Source organism: Actinomadura monticuli (assembly GCF_041463655.1).
In the GTDB taxonomy this organism is placed as follows: Bacteria; Actinomycetota; Actinomycetes; order Streptosporangiales; family Streptosporangiaceae; genus Spirillospora; species Spirillospora monticuli.
The window spans coordinates 15,718-35,711 of record NZ_JAXCEI010000026.1 but is presented as its reverse complement, the minus strand read 5'-3'; the positions used below and the strand labels follow the sequence as shown (position 1 = coordinate 35,711).

Genomic DNA, 19,994 nt, shown 5'->3' with positions numbered 1-19,994 from the left:
TCCCGCGCCTCCCGGTTCGCTTCGCTCACGCCGGGACCTCCCGCTCGCGCAGCCCCTTCGGGTCGAGGACCTCGCGCATGATCCGCAGCTCCTCGGCGTCCGGCAGCCGCGTCTCCGGCACCTCGCCGGGGACGGCCAGCTCGAAGCCGGTGGCGGCCACCACGTCCGCGACGCTCACGCCGGGGTGGACGGACCGCAGCCGCATCCGCCGGTCCGGCGTGTCGAAGTCGAGCACCGCGAGGTTGGTCACCACGGCGCGGATCTCGTGCGCGCCCCGGTCCCAGCCGACGCCGCTCACCATGTCGACCTTCTCGGTGAACACCCGCGCGGAGTGCTTCGGCACCCAGTAGCTCGTCGGGTTCAGCAGCGTGTTGCCCGGCCCGCCGCGCACGCCGAGGAGCTGCCGGGCCGGCCGCTCCCAGTCGCCGATGCAGGAGATGTTGGTGTTGCCGTGCGCGTCGATCTGGCTCGGCCCCATCACCACGTGCCGCCGCCCGTTCAGGACGAGCCACAGGTGGTCGCGGAACGGCAGCCAGCCCTCGGTCGTCTCCGCCGTCCGGCCGAGCGGGACGGGCTCGGCGCTCAGCGAGGGCCCGCCGTCCGTCGTCAGCAGGTCGGGCGCGAACGTGGCCCGCGCCAGCCGCGACCCGAGCATCGGCACGAACCCGGCCACCGCGGCCGCGACGATCTCCCCGTCGCCCCGGAACAGGTCGGCGCACGCCGCCGCGCACACCTCTGCGCGCGTGATGTCGCTCATCGGTCCTCCTCCCGCCAGACCCGGACGGCGTCCTGGTAGGCGGCCTCGTCGCCGGACAGGAACCGCTCGCTGAACTCGGCCCACTTCTCCGGGTCGCCCGCCGCCTGGGCGTAGAGCTTCTGGAACTTCTCGTCCCGCCCGAAGTCGGGCGTGCAGTCGGTGAAGTGCGCCCCGTTCGGCGTCTCCACCACGCCCGCCACGTGCGACCGGCTGATCAGCATCGACTGCACGGGGCCCTCCTTGGCGAAGTCGGCCGTGTCGACGAGCCGCTCGCAGGACACGTACGTGCGGTCGGCCGCCTTGGCGAACAGGTCGTCCATGTAGGGGTCGGGGCCGAGGTACTGGGCGTTGCCGCGCGCGTCGGCGCGGTTCATGTGCACCAGCGCCGCGTCCATCTTCAGGGCCGGGACGGCGACGAGCTCGGTCGCGTCCTCGTACGGCGACCTGATGGTCTTCAGCTCCGGGTTCACCTTCAGGACGTCCGAGCCGAGGCCGACCGGGGTGGGCAGGAACGGCAGCCGGTGCGCGGCCGCGTACAGCCCGAACATGAACATGCCCTCGTCGTACTCGGTCAGCTCGATCGCGCCGGACTGGCGCGCCTGCCGGAAGTGCGGCTCCAGCGGGATCGAGTCCATCGTCACGAACGCGGTGACCAGCCGGCGGATCTTGCCCGCCGCGCACAGCAGCCCGACGTCCGGCCCCCCGTAGGTCACCACCGTCAGGTCGGTGACGGGGGAGCGGAGGATCGCCCGGACGAGCGCCATCGGCTTGCGCCGCGACCCCCAGCCGCCGATCCCGAGCGTCATCCCGCTCTCCAGCGACGCGGCGACCTCGTCGGCCGACATCACCTTGCTGCTCATTTCGCCCCCTTCGCGACGAAGGCGTCACGGTGCTCGTCGCCGGCGCCGACGAGGTTGAGCTCGAAGGTGAAGCCCTGCTCGTAGCGGTAGCTGCGCTTGACGTCGACCGGGTCGATGCCGTTCAGCGACTCCTTGGCGCGCCGGATGACGTACCGGTCCTTCGCGGCGATGTTGGCGGCGACCTCCATGGCCTTGGCGCGCAGCTCGCCCGCGGGGACGACCTCCAGCACCGAGCCGTGGTGGTGCAGCTCCTCCGCCGTGACGTTGCGGCACGTGTAGACCATCGCCCGCATCAGGTGCTGCGGGACGAGCCGGGCCAGGTGGGTCGCGGCGCCGAGCGCGCCCCGGTCCACCTCGGGCAGCCCGAAGTAGGCGTCCTGCGAGGCGATCACGATGTCGGCGTTGCCCGCCAGCCCGACCCCGCCGCCCAGGCAGAAGCCGTGGACGGCGGCGACGACCGGCACCTCGCAGTCGTAGACGGCCGCGAACGCGGCGTAGCAGCCGCGGTTCGCGCCGACGAGGGCCGCGTGGCCCTCGGTGCTCTGCATCTCCTTGATGTCGACGCCCGCGTTGAAGCCCCGGCCCTCGGCCCGGAGCACGACCGCGCCGACCTCGGGGTCGCGGCCCGCCGCGAGCACCGCGTCGGCCAGCTCGTACCAGCCCGCGACGGTCAGTGCGTTGACCGGCGGCGCGGCCACGACGATCTCGGCGACCCCGTCCAGGGTCGTGGTGGAGACTCCCATGCGCTACCTTTCCACCAAACATTTGTTAGAACAGAAGGTAGCAGAGGGTGCAGGAGGAGGCGGGATGTCACTGACGCTGGACCTTGCGGGCAAGATCGTCGTGGTCACCGGGGGAGTGCGCGGGGTCGGCGCGGGGATCAGCCGTGCCTTCCTGGAGGCGGGCGCCGACGTGCTCGCCGTGGCCCGGCGCGAGCCGGACGCGCTGCCCGAGGCCGGCGGCCGCACGGCGTCGTTCGTCTCGCTGGACATCCGGGACGGCGATGCCGCGGAGGCGTTCGCCGCCGGGCTCGACCGGGTCGACGTCCTGGTCAACAACGCGGGCGGCGGACCCTTCCTGCCGCTCACCGAGGGACCGCTGCGCACCCACGTCAAGATCCTGGAACTGAACCTGATCGGGCCGATGATCATGGCGCGGGCGCTGCGCCCGCTGATGCCGGACGGCGGCTCGGTGATCAACATCGGCAGCGTCAGCGGCGTGCGCCCCTCGCCGGGCACCGCCCCCTACGGCGCCGCCAAGGCCGGGCTGCACAGCCTCACCCAGTCGCTGGCCGTCGAATGGGCGCCGCACGTGCGGGTCAACTCGCTGATCCTCGGCATGATCCGCACGGAGCTGGCGCACCTGCACTACGGCGACGAGGAGGGGGTGGCGGCCGTCGAGCGGACCGTCCCCATGGGCCGCCTCGGCACCCCGTTCGAGGTCGGCGCGGCGTGCGTCTACCTCGCCTCCGACCTGGCGTCCTACGTCACCGGGACCCAGCTGCTGATGCACGGCGGGGGAGAGCGCCCCGCCTTCCTGGACGCCGCCACCGTGAACAAGGAGGAAACGCGATGATCTGCAAGGACCGGGTGGTCGCCGTCACCGGCGCCGGACGCGGCCTCGGCCGCGCGCACGCGCTGGAGTTCGCCCGCGAGGGCGCCCTCGTCGTCGTGAACGACCTGGGCGTCGCCCGGGACGGCACCGGCGACGCCTCCGGCGGGCCCGCGCACGACGTGGTGAAGGAGATCGAGGCGCTCGGCGGGAAGGCCGTCGCCAGCACCGACGACATCGCCACCGACGAGGGCGCCGCGGCGCTCGTCGCCACCGCGATCGACGCGTTCGGGCGGCTGGACGTCCTCGTCAACAACGCCGGCTTCCTGCGCGACCGCATGCTGATCAACCTGGGCGAGGACGAGTGGGACGCCGTCATGCGCGTCCACCTCAAGGGCCACTTCCTGCCGCTCAAGCACGCCGGGCGGTACTGGCGGGCCGAGAGCAAGGCGGGCCGCCCCGTCGACGCCCGGATCATCAACACCTCCTCCGGCGCCGGGCTGCTCGGCAGCGTCGGCCAGGGCAACTACTCCGCCGCCAAGGCCGGGATCGTCGGCCTCACCCTCGTCGCGTCCGCCGAGATGGGCCGCTACGGCGTCACCGTCAACGCGATCGCGCCCGCCGCCCGCACCCGGATGACCGAGGAGGTCTTCGCGCAGACGATGGCGGCCCCCGCCGAGGGCGAGTTCGACGCGATGGCCCCCGAGAACGTCTCGCCGCTCGTCGTCTGGCTCGGCTCCGCCGGGTCCCGCGAGGTGACGGGGCGGGTCTTCGAGGCCGAGGGCGGCAAGATCTGCGTGATGGACGCCTTCCGCCACGGCCCCACGGCCGACAAGGGCGCGAAGTGGGACCCGTCCGAGGTCGGCGACGTCGTCCGGGACCTGCTCGCCAAGGCCCCCGCCCCCGAACCCGTCTACGGCGCGGGCTGAGCCGGGCCCGGGACGGGACGGCCGGCGCGGGCGGGGGCACTGCCGGCGCTCGGCGTCCCGCCGGGCGTGCCGCTGTCCGGGCTCCGCGCTGCCAGGCGTTCCCCGCCGGAATGCGGCCCGGCCGCGGAGCGTTGTAACCGTCCACCGGAAAAATGGATCGCCCCGCGTGAGGCGTTCCGGCTACGGTGCGAAGGTTTGTGAGGTGAGCGGGACCGGGGCCCGGAACCTTATCCTTGTCGACGGTTATGGGGACGAGTTTGGAATCGCCGCTCGCCGGCCTGCGCGCGCGCCTGCCGCGGCTGATGTCGCGGGACCAGCACCGGCTGCGCCGGAGGATCGACGGCGTCCAGAAGATGCGGGACGCCGCCCGCCGCGCGAAGGCCGTCGGGGAGATCACCGCCGACGTCGAGGCCGCCGAGCGGCGGGTCGAGCGGCGGCGCCTCGCCGTGCCCGCGATCACCTATCCGGCCGAGCTGCCCGTCGCGCAGAAGAAGGACGACATCCTCGCCGCGGTCCGCGACCACCAGGTCGTGATCGTCGCGGGCGAGACGGGGTCCGGCAAGACCACTCAGATCCCCAAGATCTGCCTGGAGCTGGGCCGGGGCGTGCTCGGCTCCATCGGGCACACCCAGCCGCGGCGGCTCGCGGCCCGGACGGTCGCCGACCGCATCGCCGAGGAACTCGGCACCGAGCTCGGCGAGACCGTCGGCTACAAGGTGCGCTTCACGGACCGCTCCAGCGACGACACGCTCGTCAAGCTCATGACCGACGGGATCCTGCTCGCCGAGATCCAGACCGACCGGCTGCTCCGCCAGTACGACACGCTGATCATCGACGAGGCGCACGAGCGCAGCCTGAACATCGACTTCCTGCTCGGCTACGTCAAGGAGATCCTGCCCCGGCGCCCCGACCTCAAGGTGATCATCACCTCGGCGACGATCGACCCGGAGCGCTTCTCCGCGCACTTCGACGACGCGCCGATCGTGGAGGTCTCCGGGCGGACCTATCCCGTGGAGGTCCGCTACCGCCCCGTCAGCGACCCGGACGACCCGTCCGCCGACCCCGACCGCGACCAGATCCAGGCGATCATCGACGCGGTGGACGAGCTGGGCCGCGAGGCCCCCGGCGACGTGCTGGTGTTCCTCAGCGGCGAGCGCGAGATCCGCGACACCGCCGACGCCCTCACCAAGCACTTCACCCGGCGGCGCGGGGCGACGGAGGTGCTGCCGCTGTACGCGCGGCTGTCGGCCGCCGAGCAGCACCGCGTGTTCCAGGGGCACCGCGGGCGCCGCGTCGTGCTCGCGACCAACGTCGCCGAGACGTCGCTGACCGTCCCCGGCATCAAGTACGTCGTCGACCCCGGCACCGCCCGCATCTCCCGCTACAGCCACCGGCTGAAGGTGCAGCGGCTCCCGATCGAGCCGGTGTCGCAGGCGTCGGCCAACCAGCGCAAGGGGCGCTGCGGCCGCGTCTCCGAGGGCGTCTGCATCAGGCTGTACTCCGAGGAGGACTTCGAGTCCCGCCCCGAGTTCACCGACCCGGAGATCCTGCGCACCAACCTCGCGTCCGTCATCCTGCAGATGACTGCGCTCGGCCTCGGCGACATCGCCGCGTTCCCGTTCGTGGAGCCGCCGGACCGCCGCAACGTCAAGGCCGGCGTCGACCTGCTGCACGAGCTGGGCGCCATCGACCCGTCCGAGAAGGACCCGCGCAAGCGCCTCACCCCGCTCGGCCGCCGCCTCGCCCAGCTCCCCGTCGACCCGCGCCTCGCCCGCATGGTGCTGGAGGCCGATGGGAACGGCTGCGTGCGCGAGGTCCTGGTCATCGCGTCGGCGCTGTCCATCCAGGACCCCCGCGAGCGTCCCGCCGAGCACCAGCAGGCCGCCGACGACATGCACCGGCGGTTCGCCGACCCCACGTCCGACTTCCTCGCCTACCTGAACCTCTGGAACTACCTGCGCGAGCGGCAGCAGGAGCTGTCGGGCAGCGCGTTCCGCCGCATGTGCAAGAACGAGTTCCTGCACTTCCTCCGCGTCCGCGAATGGCAGGACCTGCACGGCCAGCTCAAGCAGGTCGCCAAGGCGCTCGGCGTCACCCTCAACACCGCCGACGCGCCGCCCGACCGCATCCACACCTCGCTGCTCGCCGGCCTCCTCTCGCACATCGGGCTCATCGACGCCGAGAAGAAGGACAAGCAGCGCCGGGGCCAGGAGTACCTCGGCGCGCGCGGCGCGAAGTTCGCCGTGTTCCCCGGGTCGTCGCTGTTCAAGAAGCCGCCCCGCTGGGTCATGTCGGCGGAGCTGGTCGAGACGTCCCGGCTCTGGGGGCGCGTCAACGCCAAGATCGAGCCGGACTGGATCGAGCCGCTCGCCCAGCACCTGGTGAAGCGCCAGTACAGCGAGCCGCACTGGTCGAAGAAGCAGGCGGCCGTCATGGCGCGCGAGAAGGTCACCCTCTACGGGGTGCCCATCGTCGCCGACCGCAGCGTCAACTACGGCCGCATCGACCCGGCGCTGTCGCGCGAGCTGTTCATCCGGCACGCGCTCGTCGAGGGCGACTGGGAGACCCGCCACCGGTTCTTCCACGAGAACCGCGCCCTGCTCGACGAGGTCGAGGAGCTGGAGCACCGCGCCCGGCGCCGCGACATCCTCGTCGACGACGAGACCCTCTTCGACTTCTACGACGAGCGCGTCCCCGAGGACGTCGTCTCCGGGCGGCACTTCGACGCCTGGTGGAAGAAGGCGCGCCACAGCGACCCCGACCTGCTCGGCTTCGAGAAGTCGATGCTCATCAACGAGACCGCCGGCGGGGTCAGCGAGGCCGACTACCCGGACGTCTGGAAGCAGGGTCCGCTGCGGCTGCGCCTCACGTACCAGTTCGAACCCGGCACCGACGCCGACGGCGTCACCGTCCACATCCCCGTCCAGGTCCTCAACCAGGTCCGCCCGGACGGGTTCGAGTGGCAGGTCCCGGGGCTGCGCACGGAGCTGGTCACCGAGCTGATCCGGTCGCTGCCGAAGCAGCTGCGCGTCAACTTCGTCCCGGCGCCCGACTACGCCCGCAAGGTCCTGGACCGCGTCGCGCCGCGCACCGAGCCGCTGCTGGACGCCCTGGAGCGCGAGCTGACCGCGCTGACGAGCGTGCCCGTCGCGCGGGAGGCGTGGGACCCGGCCCGGCTTCCCGCCCACCTGCGCATCACGTTCCGCGTCGTGGACGACGGCGCCGCCGGGAAGGGCCGCACCGTCGGCGAGGGCACCGACCTGGACGAGCTGAAACGCCGCCTCGCCGGCACGGTGCGCGGGACGCTGTCGAAGGCCGCGTCCACCGTCGAGCGCTCCGGCCTCACCGAGTGGACGATCGGGGAGCTGCCCCGCACCTACGAGCAGAAGCAGAACGGCTACGACGTCAAGGCGTACCCGGCGCTCACCGACGAGGGCGAGAGCGTCGCCGTCCGCATGTACGAGACCGAGGCCGAGCAGCGCCGCGCCATGTGGCTCGGCACGCGGCGGCTGATCCTGCTGAACGCGCCGTCCCCCGTGAAGCTCATCCAGGGGCGCCTCACCAACAAGGGCAAGCTCGCGCTCAGCCACAACCCGCACGGCTCGGTCGCGGCGCTGTTCGACGACTGCGTCACCGCCGCCGCCGACCGGCTCATCGCCGAGGCGGGCGGCCCCGCCTGGGACGAGGACGGCTTCCGCGCCCTCTACGACCGCGTCCGCGCCGACCTGCACGACGCGACCGCGCAGATCGTCGCGCTGGTCGAGCGGATCCTGGCCGAGGCGCACGAGGTCGACCGGCGGCTGCGCGGCACGACGAGCCTCACACTCGTCCCGGCGCTCACCGACATCCGCGCCCACCTCGGGTCGCTGATCCGTCCGGGGTTCGTCACCGCGACGGGCTGGGCGCGGCTTCCCGACCTGCCCCGCTACCTGCGGGCGCTGGGGGTCAGGCTCGACAAGCTCCCCGAGAACCCGGGACGCGACCGGATGCTCGCGCACCAGGCCGATGTCCTGGGGCAGGAGTACGAGCAGGCGCTGCGCCGCCTGCACCCCTCCCGCCGCGAGGAGGAGCCGGCCCGGCAGATCCGCTGGATGCTGGAGGAGTTCCGCGTCAGCCTCTTCGCCCAGCAACTCGGCACGCGCTTCCCCGTCTCCGACAAGCGCATCCGCAAGGCCATGGCCCAGCTCTAGCTTGATCACGCATCGGGTACAACTGGGGCATGGCGCTTCGGGATTACTACCCGCCCATCGAGCCGTACGACTCCGGGCTGCTCGACGTGGGAGACGGGAACCGGATCCACTGGGAGCTCTGCGGGAACCCGGACGGGAAGCCCGCCGTGTTCCTGCACGGCGGCCCCGGCGGCGGCGTGCTCCCCGACAACCGGCGCTTCTTCGACCCGTCCGCGTACCGGATCGTGCTGTTCGACCAGCGCAACTGCGGGCGGAGCGTCCCGCACGCGGGCGACCCGTCGGTGCCGCTGGAGCACAACGTCACGCCGCGGCTCGTGGACGACATCGAACGGCTGCGCGAGCACCTCGGCATCGACCGCTGGCTGGTGTTCGGCGGGAGCTGGGGCAGCACCCTCGCACTCGCCTACGCGCAGGCGCACCCGGACCGGGTGACGGAGATCGTGCTGCGCGGCGTCTACCTCGTCCGCCCGCCCGACGAGGCGTGGGGGTTCACGCCGACGGGCGCGGCGCACCTGTTCCCGGCCGAGTGGGCGGCGTTCCGGGACACGGTGCCGGCCGCCGAGCGGGACGACCTGCTCGCCGCCTACGGCCGCCGCATCGGGGACCCGGACCCGGCCGTGCACGTCCCGGCCGCCCGCGCCTGGGTGGCCTGGGAGCTGTCGGCCAACACGCTCCTGCCCGTCCCGCCGCCGGACCTGGACGACGCCACCGTGCTGGCGTTCGCCCGCATCACCCACCACTACATCTCCAACGGCGGCTTCCTCCCGGCGGAGGGGCTGCTCGCGGGCGTCGACCGCGTCCGCCACGTCCCCGCCGTGATCGTCAACGGGCGCTACGACGTGAAGACGCCGCCGGACCAGGCGTGGGATCTGCACAGGGCGTGGCCCGAGGCGGAGTTCCACATCGTCGAGGACGCCGGCCACGGCGGTTCCGAGCCCGGCATCCGGGACCGCCTGATCGAGGCCACCGACCGGTTCGCCACTCACTTTTCTACGACGTGGGCACCCCCACATGTACCACCCAAGTCACTGCAGTAACTGCGATCAGTGCGTATGGTTCATTCCATGCCTAACAGCGAAGAGCGCGACAATAGCGGCCCCGAGGGGACGGCCGCGGCTCCCCAGGTCGGCGCGGTCTCCGAGGGCGCGGGGGAATCCACCGGGGCGGAGGTCGCCCGCATGGGGGACCCGGTCACGGTATGGCCGTGCGCGAACTGCGGACGTCCCGTCCCGCAGCCCGTGGGTGCGGTCCGCACCGTCCGCTACTGCCAGGACAACGACGGCGTCTGCGCCCGCGAGGCCCGCGAGCGCCGCGACCGCGGCCGGGACGCCCCCGGCCTCACCGGGCAGGTCGCGTCCGCCTGGGAGATGGTCGAGCGGCTGGAGAAGGCCGCCGACGTGCTCGCCGATTCGCTGACCTCCGAGCTGAGCGTCGCCGGCGTCGAGCGCCGCGTCGCCGAGGTGCGGGCCGAGGCCGCCCGCGAGCTCGCCATCGCGCAGAGCGAGCGCGACGCGTCCCAGCGCCGCGCCGAGGAGGCGTGGCAGGAGGCGTCCTCGGCCCGCAAGCGCGCGGAGGGCGCCGAGCAGGAGGCCGCCCGCGCCCGGGAGGAGGCCAGGGTCGCCACCGCCAAGCGCGACGCCGCGCAGCAGGCGTGGGAGGAGGCCCACCAGGTCGCGCAGCAGTCGATGACGGCCAAGCTCGCCGCCGAGAGCGAACGCGACCGCGTCGCCGCCCGCGAGACCGAGCTGCTCGCCGCGCTGGAGGCGGCGCGGGCCGAGCTCGTCGGGCTGCACGCCAAGCTCGCCGAGGCCGAGGGCGCCGCCGAGTCGCAGCGCGTGGAGGCCGCCGTCGCCAAGCAGGGCGCCGAGGACCTGCGCAACGCGATGCGCGACACCGAGGCGCAGCGGCAGCGCGCCATGCAGGCCGCCAGCAAGGCCGAGGCCGAACGCACCGCCGCGCTGCGCGCCCAGTCCGAGGCCGAGGCGGAGGTCGTCCGCGCCAACGCGCGCGCCGACGAGGCCGCCAAGGAGCGCGACGCCGCCCAGGCGCAGGCGACGGCCGCGACGGCGGAGCGGGACGAGCTGGCCGGCAAGGTCAACGACCAGGCCGTCCAGCTGCGGCAGCTGTCCCAGTCGGTCGCCGAGCAGCAGGCCGCGCTCACCGCCCTCGCCGAGGAGCGCGACGCCGCCCGCGCCGAGGCCGACCGCGCCCGCCGCCAGATCGACCAGTTCACGCACCAGACGCTGTCGTCCAGCATCCCGCCCGGCGGCCGGATGCCGGGCGGCGGCGCCCCGATGCCCCCGCAGGGCGTCCCGCACGGCATGGGCACCGGCCCGCAGCACGGCCTGCACCAAGGGCCGCCCCCGCTCGGCGGGCCCGCCCCGCACGGCCCCGTGCCGCAGGCCCCCGTACCGAACGCCCCCCTGTCGAACGGCGGGGTGCCGAACGGCGCTCCGATGCCGCTCGGCGCGCCCCTGCCGAACGCCGCCCCCGGCCCGAACGGAACGCCGGGTTCGCACACCGGCGGCCACCAGGTGCCCGGCGGCGACGCCCAGCGGCACGGCCGCGGCCTGAACGGCGTGGACCGCGAGGACCCCCTCTTCGCCGGTCCCTGACCCCGGACGTGCCCGGGCGGGCGTCCGCCCGGGCTCAGCCGTACTTCAGGGCGAGGAAGAACGCCAGCGTCATCACCGCGACGATGACCACGACGTGGCCGCGCTCGCGCGCCGCCGCCTGCCGCAACGTGGCGACCCGCCGGCGGCCGAGCCGCAGGTCCGTCACCGTGCGCCGGGCGCGCTCCCAGTGGATGCCCGTGTAGAGCGCCAGCGCCGCCAGCGCCAGGATGAGTAACCCGTCTCCGCTCATGAGTCATGCCTCCGTATCCGCGGCAGCTCAGATTGAACAGCGGATGCGGCCTCGATGACAGCGTCGGACGACACATTTCCGCGACTCATGCGGAACCGGATCGGGCCGGCCGGTGGCGGATCACCGGCCGGCAGCCGCGCTCAGCGCCCGAAGGACTCCGGGTCGATCTCGATCCAGATCTGCTCGGCGCGGCCCAGCAGCCGGCCGTCCGCCCCGTACAGCGCCGTCGCCGCGTGCATCTTGCGGCCCTCGCGGCTGCGCGCGAGCCCCATCACGACGCACCGCTCGCCGGCCTCGGGGACGTCCATCACCTGCGCGGTCATGGTGCCGAGCACCGCCGGGCGGCCCGCCACGTCGAACGACCAGCCGCCGGGGCAGTCGAGCGCCGCCCACACCAGCTCCCGCTCGGGCACCCGCTCCGGCATCCACGGCGCCGCGACGATCCCGTCGCCGACCGGCCCCGGCTCGAGCCGCAGCCCGTCGCCGGGCTCCCGGTCCGGCCCGCACACGAAGCAGCCCGGGAAGGGGTGGTTCTCCTGCGTGCGGAACTTCTCCGCCGCCTCCATCGCCCGCTCGAACGGGACGGGCGCGATCGGCGGCACGACGATCGCCCCCGCGAGCGCCTCCGCGACCAGCCGCTCCCCGTCCCACAGCCGCGCGCTGTGCCCCCGCTCGTCCTCGGCCGTGACGGCCAGCTCGGTGTCCAGTGGCGGCGGGCGCCGCAGCGTCACCGTCACCGTGTCGATCGGCACCCGCCCCGCGAGGCGCCCCGCGACGTAGCCGCCGTTCCCGGACCCTTCCGGCCCGTGAAACCGCCTGTCAATGATCACGTGTTCCCCCGTACTCACACCTACCACTCCAAAACGGCACCGATTGTAATGACCCGGCCCGACACGCACGGCTTCACCCTCGGAGAATGTCGAATTCGGTTCTGCGCGGGAGCCGCGGTTCACGCGCCGGAACCGCCATGGCGGGGTCGAGGCCGCCCAAGTCGCCGACGGGGGCCAGAGCCGTCCGCTGGGACTAGACGGCCCTGGACGGCTGGGGACGGCCCGGACGGGTGGTGAAGAAGACCGAGAGGGACCCCTGGAGGCGGGCGCGGACGGTGTCCTCGCCGACGGGACCGTCCTCGGGGACGGGGGTGCGGTCGAGCGCCCGGTCGATGAGGACGTCGATGTTGCGGTCGGCGACGAGGACGGAGCACGTGTCGCACGCGTACCAGGGATAGAGCATGTTGAGGACGGCCACGGCGGTGTCGTCGTCCGAGAGGTCGGTGGTGTCGAGCTCGACCTCGAACATGTCGGTGTCGTCGGGGTCGAGCGTCGGGTAGTACAGCCAGCTCGGCCCGGGCGCGCCGCAGAAGTCGCAGCCCGGCTCCCGCGGGAGGGGCTCGCCGACCGCCAGCTCCAGCTCGTGGTCCCACGGCTCGACCCGCCGGTTGTGGCGGTAGCCGACGCCGTCGAGCGAACCCTCGCGGTTGTGCGTGACGTCGTGCACCTCGCCGCCGCAGCGGGCGCACATGAGGCCGATGTCCTCCATGTCCCCCTCCAGATCGCTGAGGCACCGGATCTCACAGTATCCGGCCGGACGCCTCCGTCGTACCAGGCGGTGCCACTCGGGTACGTTGAAGATCGTCACCGACGCATCCGCCTTCGGCGACCCCGGCCGCCGCGTCCGCGCACGCCGCACACTCCCCGCGTGCCCACCTCGAATCGGCGCGGACCGTCCGGGAGATCGTCCTGGCCGGCGTCACCGGGCACCATCGATCCCGGCCCGGCCGCCGAGGTCCTCACGACCGAGCTGGTCAGCGCGTGCTTCGACCACCCGATCGCCATCGGCCGGAACCGCGGGCGCTGGGCCGCGACCGCCGGGCACGGCTGACCGCCCCGGCCTCAGCCGCCCGCGACGCGGTGCCCGGCGAGGTGGGCGAGGACCGACTGGTTCGCCTCCCACCCGTCGGGGAACTTGACCGGCACGCCGAGGTGCACGGGCTCCGCGGACGGGTGCGCGTCCAGCAGCTCCGGGATGCCCGCCCGCGCCACCACCACGCACGCGTGCCGGTGCCGCGACGTCAGGACGCACAGCCGCCCCGACTCCAGGTGGAACGCGGTGGCGTCGCGGCGTCCCGACAGCGGGTGCAGGACGACCGTCACGTCGTACTCGCGGCCCTGGAGCCGGTTCGCGGTGTCGACGGTGATGCCGTCGCCGTGCGGGCCGAGCGCGGCGCGGATCGCGGTGACCTGGTCGCGGTGCGCGGCGCCGATCGCGACGCGGGCGGCGTCCACGGGGCCGGGCCCCTGCTCGGAATGCGCGACGGGGCCGCGCTGCAGCAGCCGGACGGCGAGCGCCGCCGTCGCGCGGACCGCCTCGGCGTCGGTGCGCAGCGTGTGCCGCGCCGGCAGCTCGTACAGGGCCCAGCCGGTCGCGGCGGCCTCTTCGAGCGCCCGGTCGTAGGTGGTGCCCATGCCGCGCGCGCCGAACTCCAGCCGGCGGTCTCCCGGCCCCGTCCCGGCGCGGAACCCGGTGAACGGGTAGAACGCCCGCGACACCACGGGCGCGGCCGACGCGGGCAGCCGCCACGACACCGGCAGCCGGTGGACGGGCAGGTCCGGGTTGTGCGCGAGGAGGACCGACACGGCGCTGCGCATCGGGTCCCACGTGAGACCCGCCCAGCGCTCGACCTCGACCGTGGAGAACGGGTCGAGCTGGCCGGGGTCGCCGACGAACAGCGCCCGCTCGAACCGCCGGGCGAGGCGCAGCAGCATGTCCGAGCGCATCTGGTACGCCTCGTCGACGATCGCCCACGGCCACGATCCGTCCGACAGCGTCGCCCACTTCGCCGCCGTCGCGATCACGACGGTGTGCTCGGCGAGGTCGTCGGCCTTCTGCGCGACCCGCACCGCCGGATGCGCCAGCACCCGCTCGGACGGCACGTACCCCGACGCCGACAGCCGCCCCAGCGTGATGTCCGGGTGCTTGCCGGCGATGCGCTCGATGAGGTCGTCGACCTGCTCGTTCGTCTGCGCCACGATCATCAGCCGCTCGCCGGCCCCGGCGAGGTGCGCCGCGGCCCGGACGACCAGCGTCGACTTCCCGGCGCCCGGCGGCGAGTCGACGACCACGCCGCGGTGCCCGCCGGCGAGATCGGCCAGCACGTTCCCGACGACCCGCGCCGCGGCCTCGGACGGGTCGAGATCCTCCGCCGCCACCGGCATCGGGCGGCGGCCGGCGTGTCCGCTCACGACCATTCCTCTTCGGCGTCCTCGTCGGTCGGCACGTACTCGCCGGGCGGCCCGCCGTGCGTCCACGGCGTGTCCTCGCGGTCGGGGAACTTCGCCGCGCCGAACGACCCCTCGGTCAGCGACGTGAAGCACACCCGGTCGCCGACCTGCGGGACCGCGCCCGGCTCCGGGGTCAGCTTGCGGCCCATCCCGCCGGTCAGCTCCAGCAGCACGGACCCGTCACCGATCTCCACGATCCTCCCCTTGAGCGCGGGCCGCGCCGCGTTGCAGACGGTCGTCCCGGCGTCCAGCCGCACCGGGTCGCGCGTGCCGACCCGCAGCAGCGGGCGCAGCTTCGGCCGCTTGCCCGTCTCGTCGAGCCGGGCCGGGTCGCACTCGGCGACCGTCCCGCCGAACGCCTGGCCGTCCAGCCGGTGCTCCGCCATGACCAGCGGGTCGTCGAACGCCCGCTGCGCGTCGTAGGCGTCCTGCGCGCGCTCCAGGTCGTGCAGCCGCCGCGCCGCCCGCACGGGCGGGTCGCGGCGCGCCTGAGGATACGCCTCGCCGAACGTCTGGTGGTAATAGGTGAACGCGTCCCGGTCGCGCTCCCAGCGCCGCGGCACGCTCGCGCCCTCGGGCAGGGCGCGCAGCAGCCCGACGGCCCGCCACATCAGGTCCCAGGTCGGGGTGAGCTGGCCGGCGAGGACGTCCCGCAGCCGCTCCTCGGCGCGGGAGCCGCGCCCCGCCCGGTCGAAGGCGGCGATCGCCGGGGCGAGGACCTCGTTGTCGAACGTCGGGTCGGTGGTCGGCCCGGCGGGCGGGCACACCACGGGGTCTTCGGCGCGGGCCGCCGCGGCGGGTCCGTCCATGCCGTCCGGCGGGTCGATCCAGCCCATCAGCGCCGCGAGGTTGCCGTCCTCCAGCGAGCTCTGGCCCGTCGCCCAGTGCAGCCGCAGCGTCTCCGTCATCGCCAGCAGCAGCGACGACCCGGGATGGTCGTACCGGTCGGCGAACCACGTCAGCCACCGCCCGAGCACCGGCACCGCCGGGTCGACCGCGTACGGGCCCTCGGTGCTGCGGAACCGCGTCGACCGGCCCATCAGCCGCAGGAACGCGACGCCGCCCCGGTTCGGGACGAGCACCTGCGGCGCGTCCCCGTACCGGATCCGCTCGTCGCCCTCCTTGCCGGGCGGCAGCTCCTCCACCGCGCCCCGGCTCGTCTCGATGTGGTTCAGGACGAGTTTCGCGAGGTCGGCCGCGAACGCGAACCGCAGGTCGCGGTTGCGGGGCTGCGGCACGACGAGCAGCGTGGGATCGTCAGGGGCGCTCCCGACCAGCACCGCCAGCGGCGCCGCCGCCTCCCCGGCGAGCTTCAGCGGGACGAGGACCAGCGGCGCGTCCGGAAGATGGCAGTGCCGCACGGTCGCGAGCGGCTGCGCGACACCCGCGGCCACCGCCTGCAACTGCGCGAGCGACGACAGTGCGCTCATCCGGCGGTCACGCCGCCCCGTGCAGCGCCTCGGCGCGCAGCCGGGCCGCGGCGCGCAGCTGCGCGGCCGTCTCGACCAGGTCGTCGGACGGGCTCAGCGAGCCGTCCGCCAGCGCCAGCGCGGTCCCGATCGTGTCGACGCCGCCGAGGTCGTCGCGGACGGACCGGCCCAGCGCGCCCGTCGCGCCGCACGCGCGGGCCTCGTCCCGGCAGAACAGCGCCATCTCGCATCCCGACATGCATTCGGGCGCGTACCTCGCCTCCACGGCGCGGACCGACTCCGCGAGCGCCTCGCCCGGCTCGAACGTCAGCCCGTCCGGCAGCTCCGCCAGCAGCTCCTCGACGCGGGTGAGGCGCGCGAGCTGCCGTTCGAGGACGGCGAGCTGCGGCCGGACGTCCAGCGGCGTCGCGGTCGGGCGGTTGGAGAAGTTCTCCGGGCAGACCAGGAACACGTCGTGCGACACCCGCGCCGGGTCGTGCCCCAGCTCGGCCACCAGCCGGCGCAGCGCCAGCACGTACACCGCCGACTGGCGGGCCGCCGCGGCGACCTGCTCCGGCTCGGCCTGCCCGTCCACGACCGCGAACGACTTGATCTCGATGACGTGCAGCCGGCCCGCGAGCTGGAACGCGATGACGTCCGGCTCCAGGTAGGCCGGGCACCCGGCGATCTCCAGCCGCAGCAGCGGATGGTCGAACAGCGTGCCCTCGCCCGACTCCAGCGCGCGGGCGAGCAGCCGCCGGGTCCGCGAGTGGCGCAGCTCCCGGCCGTCGTTGCCCGCGACCACCTCCAGGTCGTCGTAGGCGACCTCGGGCACGTCGAGGCCGAGCCGCTCGCGCAGCAGCGTCAGCAGCTCCGCGCACCCGTCCGCCTTCACCTGCGCCTCGAACGCGTTCCCGCGCGTGATCGCGAACTGCGACTGCCCGAACGGCGCGGGGAAGCCCAGGGCCCGCGCCACCGCGTCCTTGTCGACGCCCGCCGCGTCCATCACCCCGCGGCGGGCGCAGCCCGGATTGGACGTCAGCGCGGCGATCGTGCGGGCGTCGTGGTTGCGCGCGGGCTCGCCGCCGCGCAGCCGGTCCAGATCCGGTGCGGTGTCGGTCATGGATCATTCTCTCCGTTGATGGCGGGGCGCCGCCCGGACGCGCGGACGGCGCGCAGCCGGCTGCCGAACAGCCGCTCCGCGTCGTCGAGCCGCTCCCGGGCGCGCGCCGCGGCGGCCTCGCGGCGCCGCCGGTCGGGTTCGCGATGGACGTCCAGCTCGGCCCGGGCGGCCTCGGCGAGCGCGGCCGGATCGGCCGTACCGACCGTACCGGTGACCGCACCGGGAATGTTGGACGCGAAACGCCACAGCAGCCGCTGCACGTCCGGGGCCGGCGTCCCGGCCCCCCGCCCGGCGTGCTCGGCGAGGCGCAGCGCGGCGGTGAGGAAGTCGGTGCGCGGGCTGAGCGGCCCGACGATCCGCTGCTCCAACGGCCAGGTGCTCACGGTGAGCAGCCCGCGCGCGGGGGCGAGCAGGTCGGCGGTCAGCGCGGCGCACAGGTAGTACGGCCGCGCGTACGGCGCGGTGCGGAAGGAGCGCTCCTCGTCGCGGCGCAGGCTCGTCAGCCGGGTCCCCGGTATCTCGCCGGGGAAGAACGCCGCGTGCACCGACCCGATGAGCTTCGGCGCCGCCGGCGCGCCGAGGAGGGTGAGCGCCTGGTGGACCTGCTCGCGGACGGGCAGGAGCCCGCGCTCGCCCTCGTCGCGGGGGGCGGGCGGCGGCGCGGGCTCGCCGAGGACCGCGTCGTCCCAGGCCTGCTCGGCCCCGCGCAGCTCGGCGCGCAGGTCGCGGGCGCGCCGCCGGTCCCCGGCGGCCATGGCCCGGCGCACGGCGGCGCGCAGCTCGCCGATGCGCGTCTCCAGCTCGTCGGGGGACGGCCTGCCGGGGGACCGGGACATGCCGCAGACAGTACAGGCACTTCCGGACAGTTCCAGTGTTTTCCAGCTTTGCGGCGCCGGAAGACGATCAGTGCGGTTTCCGCCGCACGAACGGGCACCGCCGCCTCGCCTCGGTGACCACCGCCGCCGGCCGGGTCACGCCGGGAAGCTCGCGTGGTAGGTGGCGGCCATGTCCTCGTCGCCGTGCCCCTGCTCGATGGCGCGGCGGAACCGCTCGCCGGCCGCGTCGTTGACGTCCACCCGGATCTTGGCGGACTCCGCCGCCTCGTGGATGAGCCGGGTGTTCGTCTCCGCGTTGCGGACCGCGAAGCTCGGCTCGAAGTCGCCCTCCACCATGGCCTTCATCTTCGTCTGCAGGTAGACGCTGTCGAGCGGGCCGCCGGTGAGGACCTCGCCGAGCAGCGCCGGGTCGAGCCCGAGGCCCTTCGCCAGCGCCACGGACTCGGCGACGACCGAGGTCAGCGAGATGGCGTAGCTGACCGCGGCGAGCTTCAGCCGGGTGCCCGCGCCGCCCGCGCCGTTCTCGTCCAGCCAGAGCGTCCTGGCGCCGACGGTGTCGAACACCGGGGCGAGGGCGCCGCGCGCGTCCTGCGGGCCCGCGGCGAGGATCACCAGCTTCCCCTGCTCGGCGGGCTGCTTCGTGCCCTGGACGGGCGCGTCGACGAACGTGAGCCCGCGCTCGGCGGCGAAGGCGGCGAGCCGGCCGAGGGACCCGAGGCCGACCGTGCCCATCTGCGCCCAGACCTGGCCCCGGCGGAGCGAGGGCGACGCCTCGTCCATGACGGCCAGGGCGGTCTCGCCGTCCTTCAGCATCGTGATGACGACGTCGGCGCCGTCCACGGCCTCGGCGGGGGAGCCGGCCACCGCGGCGCCGTCCGCGGCCAGGGGCTCCGCGCGCGCCGCCGTGCGGTTCCAGACGGCGACCGGGTGGCCGCCGCGGAGCAGGTTCCGGGCCATCGCGGCCCCCATGATCCCGGTACCGAGCATCGCGACCCGTGTCATCTCACGCTCCAATTTGGACTATCCGGTTCATAACCATGCGGGGCAAGCCTCGCACGGGGCTGCGCGTCGCGCATCCCGGATACCCCTACCCAGCGGCGGCGGGCCCGCTCAGCCGTAGGCGTGGCCGTCGTCCGGCGCGTCGGCGTACACGGCCGTGTACGGCGCGGCGAAGGCGTCGAGGGTGCGGTCGAGCTGGGCCGACCACCACGCCACGAGCGACGCCGGGCCGCGCCCGCCCGTGCCGTCCTCGCCCAGATACCGGTGCCGCAGCGGCGCCACGTCGCAGAGCCGCTCCCACCACGCGCGGTGCACCGCCGACTGGATCTGCCCCGCGTCCAGCGGATACGCCGCGCGGTGCCCCCGCACGAACGCCTGCACGCGGTCGAGGTCGAGGCCGCGCTCGTCGTCGCAGGCGAACAGCCGCGCCGCCGCCCCGACCACCTCGCCGGCGACCGGGCCCGTCGTCAGCCCGTCCCAGCCGAGGACGGCCGTGACGTTGCCCGACCCGCCGTAGCGCAGGTGCCCGGCGTCGAACGAGCCGTGCAGGTGCCCGACCGTGCTGACCTCGATGTCGGGCGGCTGGTGGCCGGCGAACTCGGTCAGCAGGTCGCGCCGTTCGCGCAGGCGGCGCGCGGTCAGCGCGTCGAAGTCGGTGCCGTCACCGTCGCCCGGGACGTCCCGCAGCATCTCCTCGACGGCGGCGGCCGCGTCGACGGCGCGCGGCGTCGGCACGAGCATGCTCTGCTGGACGGGCGCCGTCAGTTCGTCGAGCGCCGCGTGCAGACGTCCGAGCAGCTCGCCGAGCGCCTCGCACTGCGCGAACGTCAGCTCCAGCCCGCCGCGCCCGCGGCCGCCGACCCACGGGTACAGGACGTACCCGCGCCCGGCGGCGGTGACCAGCGTCCGGCCCGCGCGCGCGGACAGCGGCGCGAGCACGGGGAGCCCGGCCGCGTCCAGCGCCGCGGTGACGGTGTGCTGAAAGAGCACGCGGCGGCGGTCGGGCTCAGCGTACTCGCGGAGGAAGAACGTCCCCGCGGCCGTGCCGACGCGCCAGCACCGGCGGCCGGGCCCCGCCGCGAGCGGGTCCGCCGCCTCGGGCGCCCCGATGTCCCAGCGCCGCAGCAGCCGCGGCGGCGGATCGGCGTCGTCGAGCTCGGACGTGGGCACCTCGGCACCTCGGCTGCGTCGGGG

Annotated in this window: 18 protein-coding genes; 6 read left to right on the top strand and 12 right to left on the bottom strand. The window is 74.4% G+C overall.

The annotated features are described in order from the left end of the window. Window positions 1–25: 25 nt before the first annotated feature. From SM611_RS35395 to SM611_RS35385, 3 genes are read right to left on the bottom strand one after another with little or no spacing between them, the layout of a single operon-like run. Window positions 26–757 (bottom strand): CoA-transferase subunit beta, encoded by a 732-nt coding sequence (locus SM611_RS35395; RefSeq protein WP_371954752.1) that lies wholly within the window; start codon window positions 755–757, stop codon window positions 26–28. Next, entirely contained in the window at window positions 754–1,617 is an 864-nt protein-coding gene (locus SM611_RS35390; protein ID WP_371954751.1) for a CoA transferase subunit A, read from the bottom strand. The genes SM611_RS35395 and SM611_RS35390 overlap by 4 nt, the downstream gene beginning before the upstream one ends. Then, on the bottom strand, window positions 1,614–2,360 hold the full coding sequence (locus SM611_RS35385; RefSeq protein ID WP_371954750.1) for an enoyl-CoA hydratase family protein: 747 nt from the start codon (window positions 2,358–2,360) through the stop codon (window positions 1,614–1,616). The genes SM611_RS35390 and SM611_RS35385 overlap by 4 nt, the downstream gene beginning before the upstream one ends. A gap of 64 nt (window positions 2,361–2,424) precedes the next feature. Here SM611_RS35385 and SM611_RS35380 point away from each other — a divergent pair, with 64 nt between their 5' ends. The 5 genes from SM611_RS35380 to SM611_RS35360 all read left to right on the top strand — a co-directional run bounded on the left by SM611_RS35380 (window position 2,425) and on the right by SM611_RS35360 (window position 10,902). Continuing rightward, window positions 2,425–3,192, top strand: a complete 768-nt coding sequence (locus SM611_RS35380; RefSeq protein ID WP_371954749.1) for an SDR family oxidoreductase — start codon at window positions 2,425–2,427, stop codon at window positions 3,190–3,192. Then, entirely contained in the window at window positions 3,189–4,097 is a 909-nt protein-coding gene (locus tag SM611_RS35375) for an SDR family oxidoreductase (protein WP_371954748.1), read from the top strand. The genes SM611_RS35380 and SM611_RS35375 overlap by 4 nt, the downstream gene beginning before the upstream one ends. Window positions 4,098–4,342: 245 nt before the next feature. Then, a complete protein-coding gene (hrpA, locus tag SM611_RS35370) occupies window positions 4,343–8,287 on the top strand; it encodes an ATP-dependent RNA helicase HrpA (protein WP_371954747.1) in 3,945 nt (1,314 codons plus the stop codon). Window positions 8,288–8,316: 29 nt separating this feature from the next. Next, a complete protein-coding gene (gene pip, locus SM611_RS35365; protein ID WP_371954746.1) occupies window positions 8,317–9,324 on the top strand; it encodes a prolyl aminopeptidase in 1,008 nt (335 codons plus the stop codon). Between the two features lie 27 nt (window positions 9,325–9,351). After that, the gene (locus tag SM611_RS35360) at window positions 9,352–10,902 is read left to right on the top strand and encodes a coiled-coil domain-containing protein (protein ID WP_371954745.1); all 1,551 of its coding nucleotides are present in this window, start codon (window positions 9,352–9,354) and stop codon (window positions 10,900–10,902) included. A gap of 34 nt (window positions 10,903–10,936) precedes the next feature. Here the strand turns inward: SM611_RS35360 and SM611_RS35355 are convergent, their stop codons facing one another. From SM611_RS35355 to SM611_RS35345, 3 genes are all read right to left on the bottom strand, one after another. Continuing rightward, window positions 10,937–11,152 (bottom strand): hypothetical protein, encoded by a 216-nt coding sequence (locus SM611_RS35355; protein WP_371954744.1) that lies wholly within the window; start codon window positions 11,150–11,152, stop codon window positions 10,937–10,939. A 140-nt stretch (window positions 11,153–11,292) separates the two neighbouring features. Next, complete coding sequence (locus tag SM611_RS35350) at window positions 11,293–11,982, bottom strand: hypothetical protein (protein ID WP_371954743.1); 690 nt, start codon at window positions 11,980–11,982, stop codon at window positions 11,293–11,295. A 193-nt stretch (window positions 11,983–12,175) separates the two neighbouring features. Beyond that, window positions 12,176–12,691 carry a hypothetical protein gene (locus tag SM611_RS35345; RefSeq protein ID WP_371954742.1) on the bottom strand — a complete coding sequence of 172 codons (516 nt, stop codon included), beginning with the start codon at window positions 12,689–12,691 and terminating at the stop codon, window positions 12,176–12,178. A gap of 159 nt (window positions 12,692–12,850) precedes the next feature. Here SM611_RS35345 and SM611_RS35340 point away from each other — a divergent pair, with 159 nt between their 5' ends. Then, window positions 12,851–13,033, top strand: coding sequence for a hypothetical protein (locus SM611_RS35340; protein ID WP_371954741.1), 183 nt, complete (start codon window positions 12,851–12,853; stop codon window positions 13,031–13,033). A gap of 11 nt (window positions 13,034–13,044) precedes the next feature. Here SM611_RS35340 and SM611_RS35335 read toward each other — a convergent pair whose 3' ends face one another. From SM611_RS35335 to SM611_RS35310, 6 genes are all read right to left on the bottom strand, one after another. Continuing rightward, entirely contained in the window at window positions 13,045–14,394 is a 1,350-nt protein-coding gene (locus tag SM611_RS35335; RefSeq protein WP_371954740.1) for an AAA family ATPase, read from the bottom strand. After that, complete coding sequence (locus SM611_RS35330; RefSeq protein ID WP_371954739.1) at window positions 14,391–15,863, bottom strand: hypothetical protein; 1,473 nt, start codon at window positions 15,861–15,863, stop codon at window positions 14,391–14,393. Before SM611_RS35330 ends, SM611_RS35335 begins: the two co-directional genes overlap by 4 nt. Before the next feature lie 7 nt (window positions 15,864–15,870). Further along, complete coding sequence (locus SM611_RS35325) at window positions 15,871–16,965, bottom strand: hypothetical protein (RefSeq protein WP_371954738.1); 1,095 nt, start codon at window positions 16,963–16,965, stop codon at window positions 15,871–15,873. Continuing rightward, window positions 16,962–17,801, bottom strand: coding sequence for a hypothetical protein (locus SM611_RS35320; RefSeq protein ID WP_371954737.1), 840 nt, complete (start codon window positions 17,799–17,801; stop codon window positions 16,962–16,964). Before SM611_RS35320 ends, SM611_RS35325 begins: the two co-directional genes overlap by 4 nt. Window positions 17,802–17,936: 135 nt before the next feature. Beyond that, a complete protein-coding gene (locus SM611_RS35315; protein ID WP_371954736.1) occupies window positions 17,937–18,803 on the bottom strand; it encodes an NAD(P)-dependent oxidoreductase in 867 nt (288 codons plus the stop codon). Window positions 18,804–18,911: 108 nt separating this feature from the next. Next, the gene (locus SM611_RS35310; protein WP_371954735.1) at window positions 18,912–19,970 is read right to left on the bottom strand and encodes a phosphotransferase enzyme family protein; all 1,059 of its coding nucleotides are present in this window, start codon (window positions 19,968–19,970) and stop codon (window positions 18,912–18,914) included. Between the last annotated feature and the right edge of the window lie 24 nt (window positions 19,971–19,994).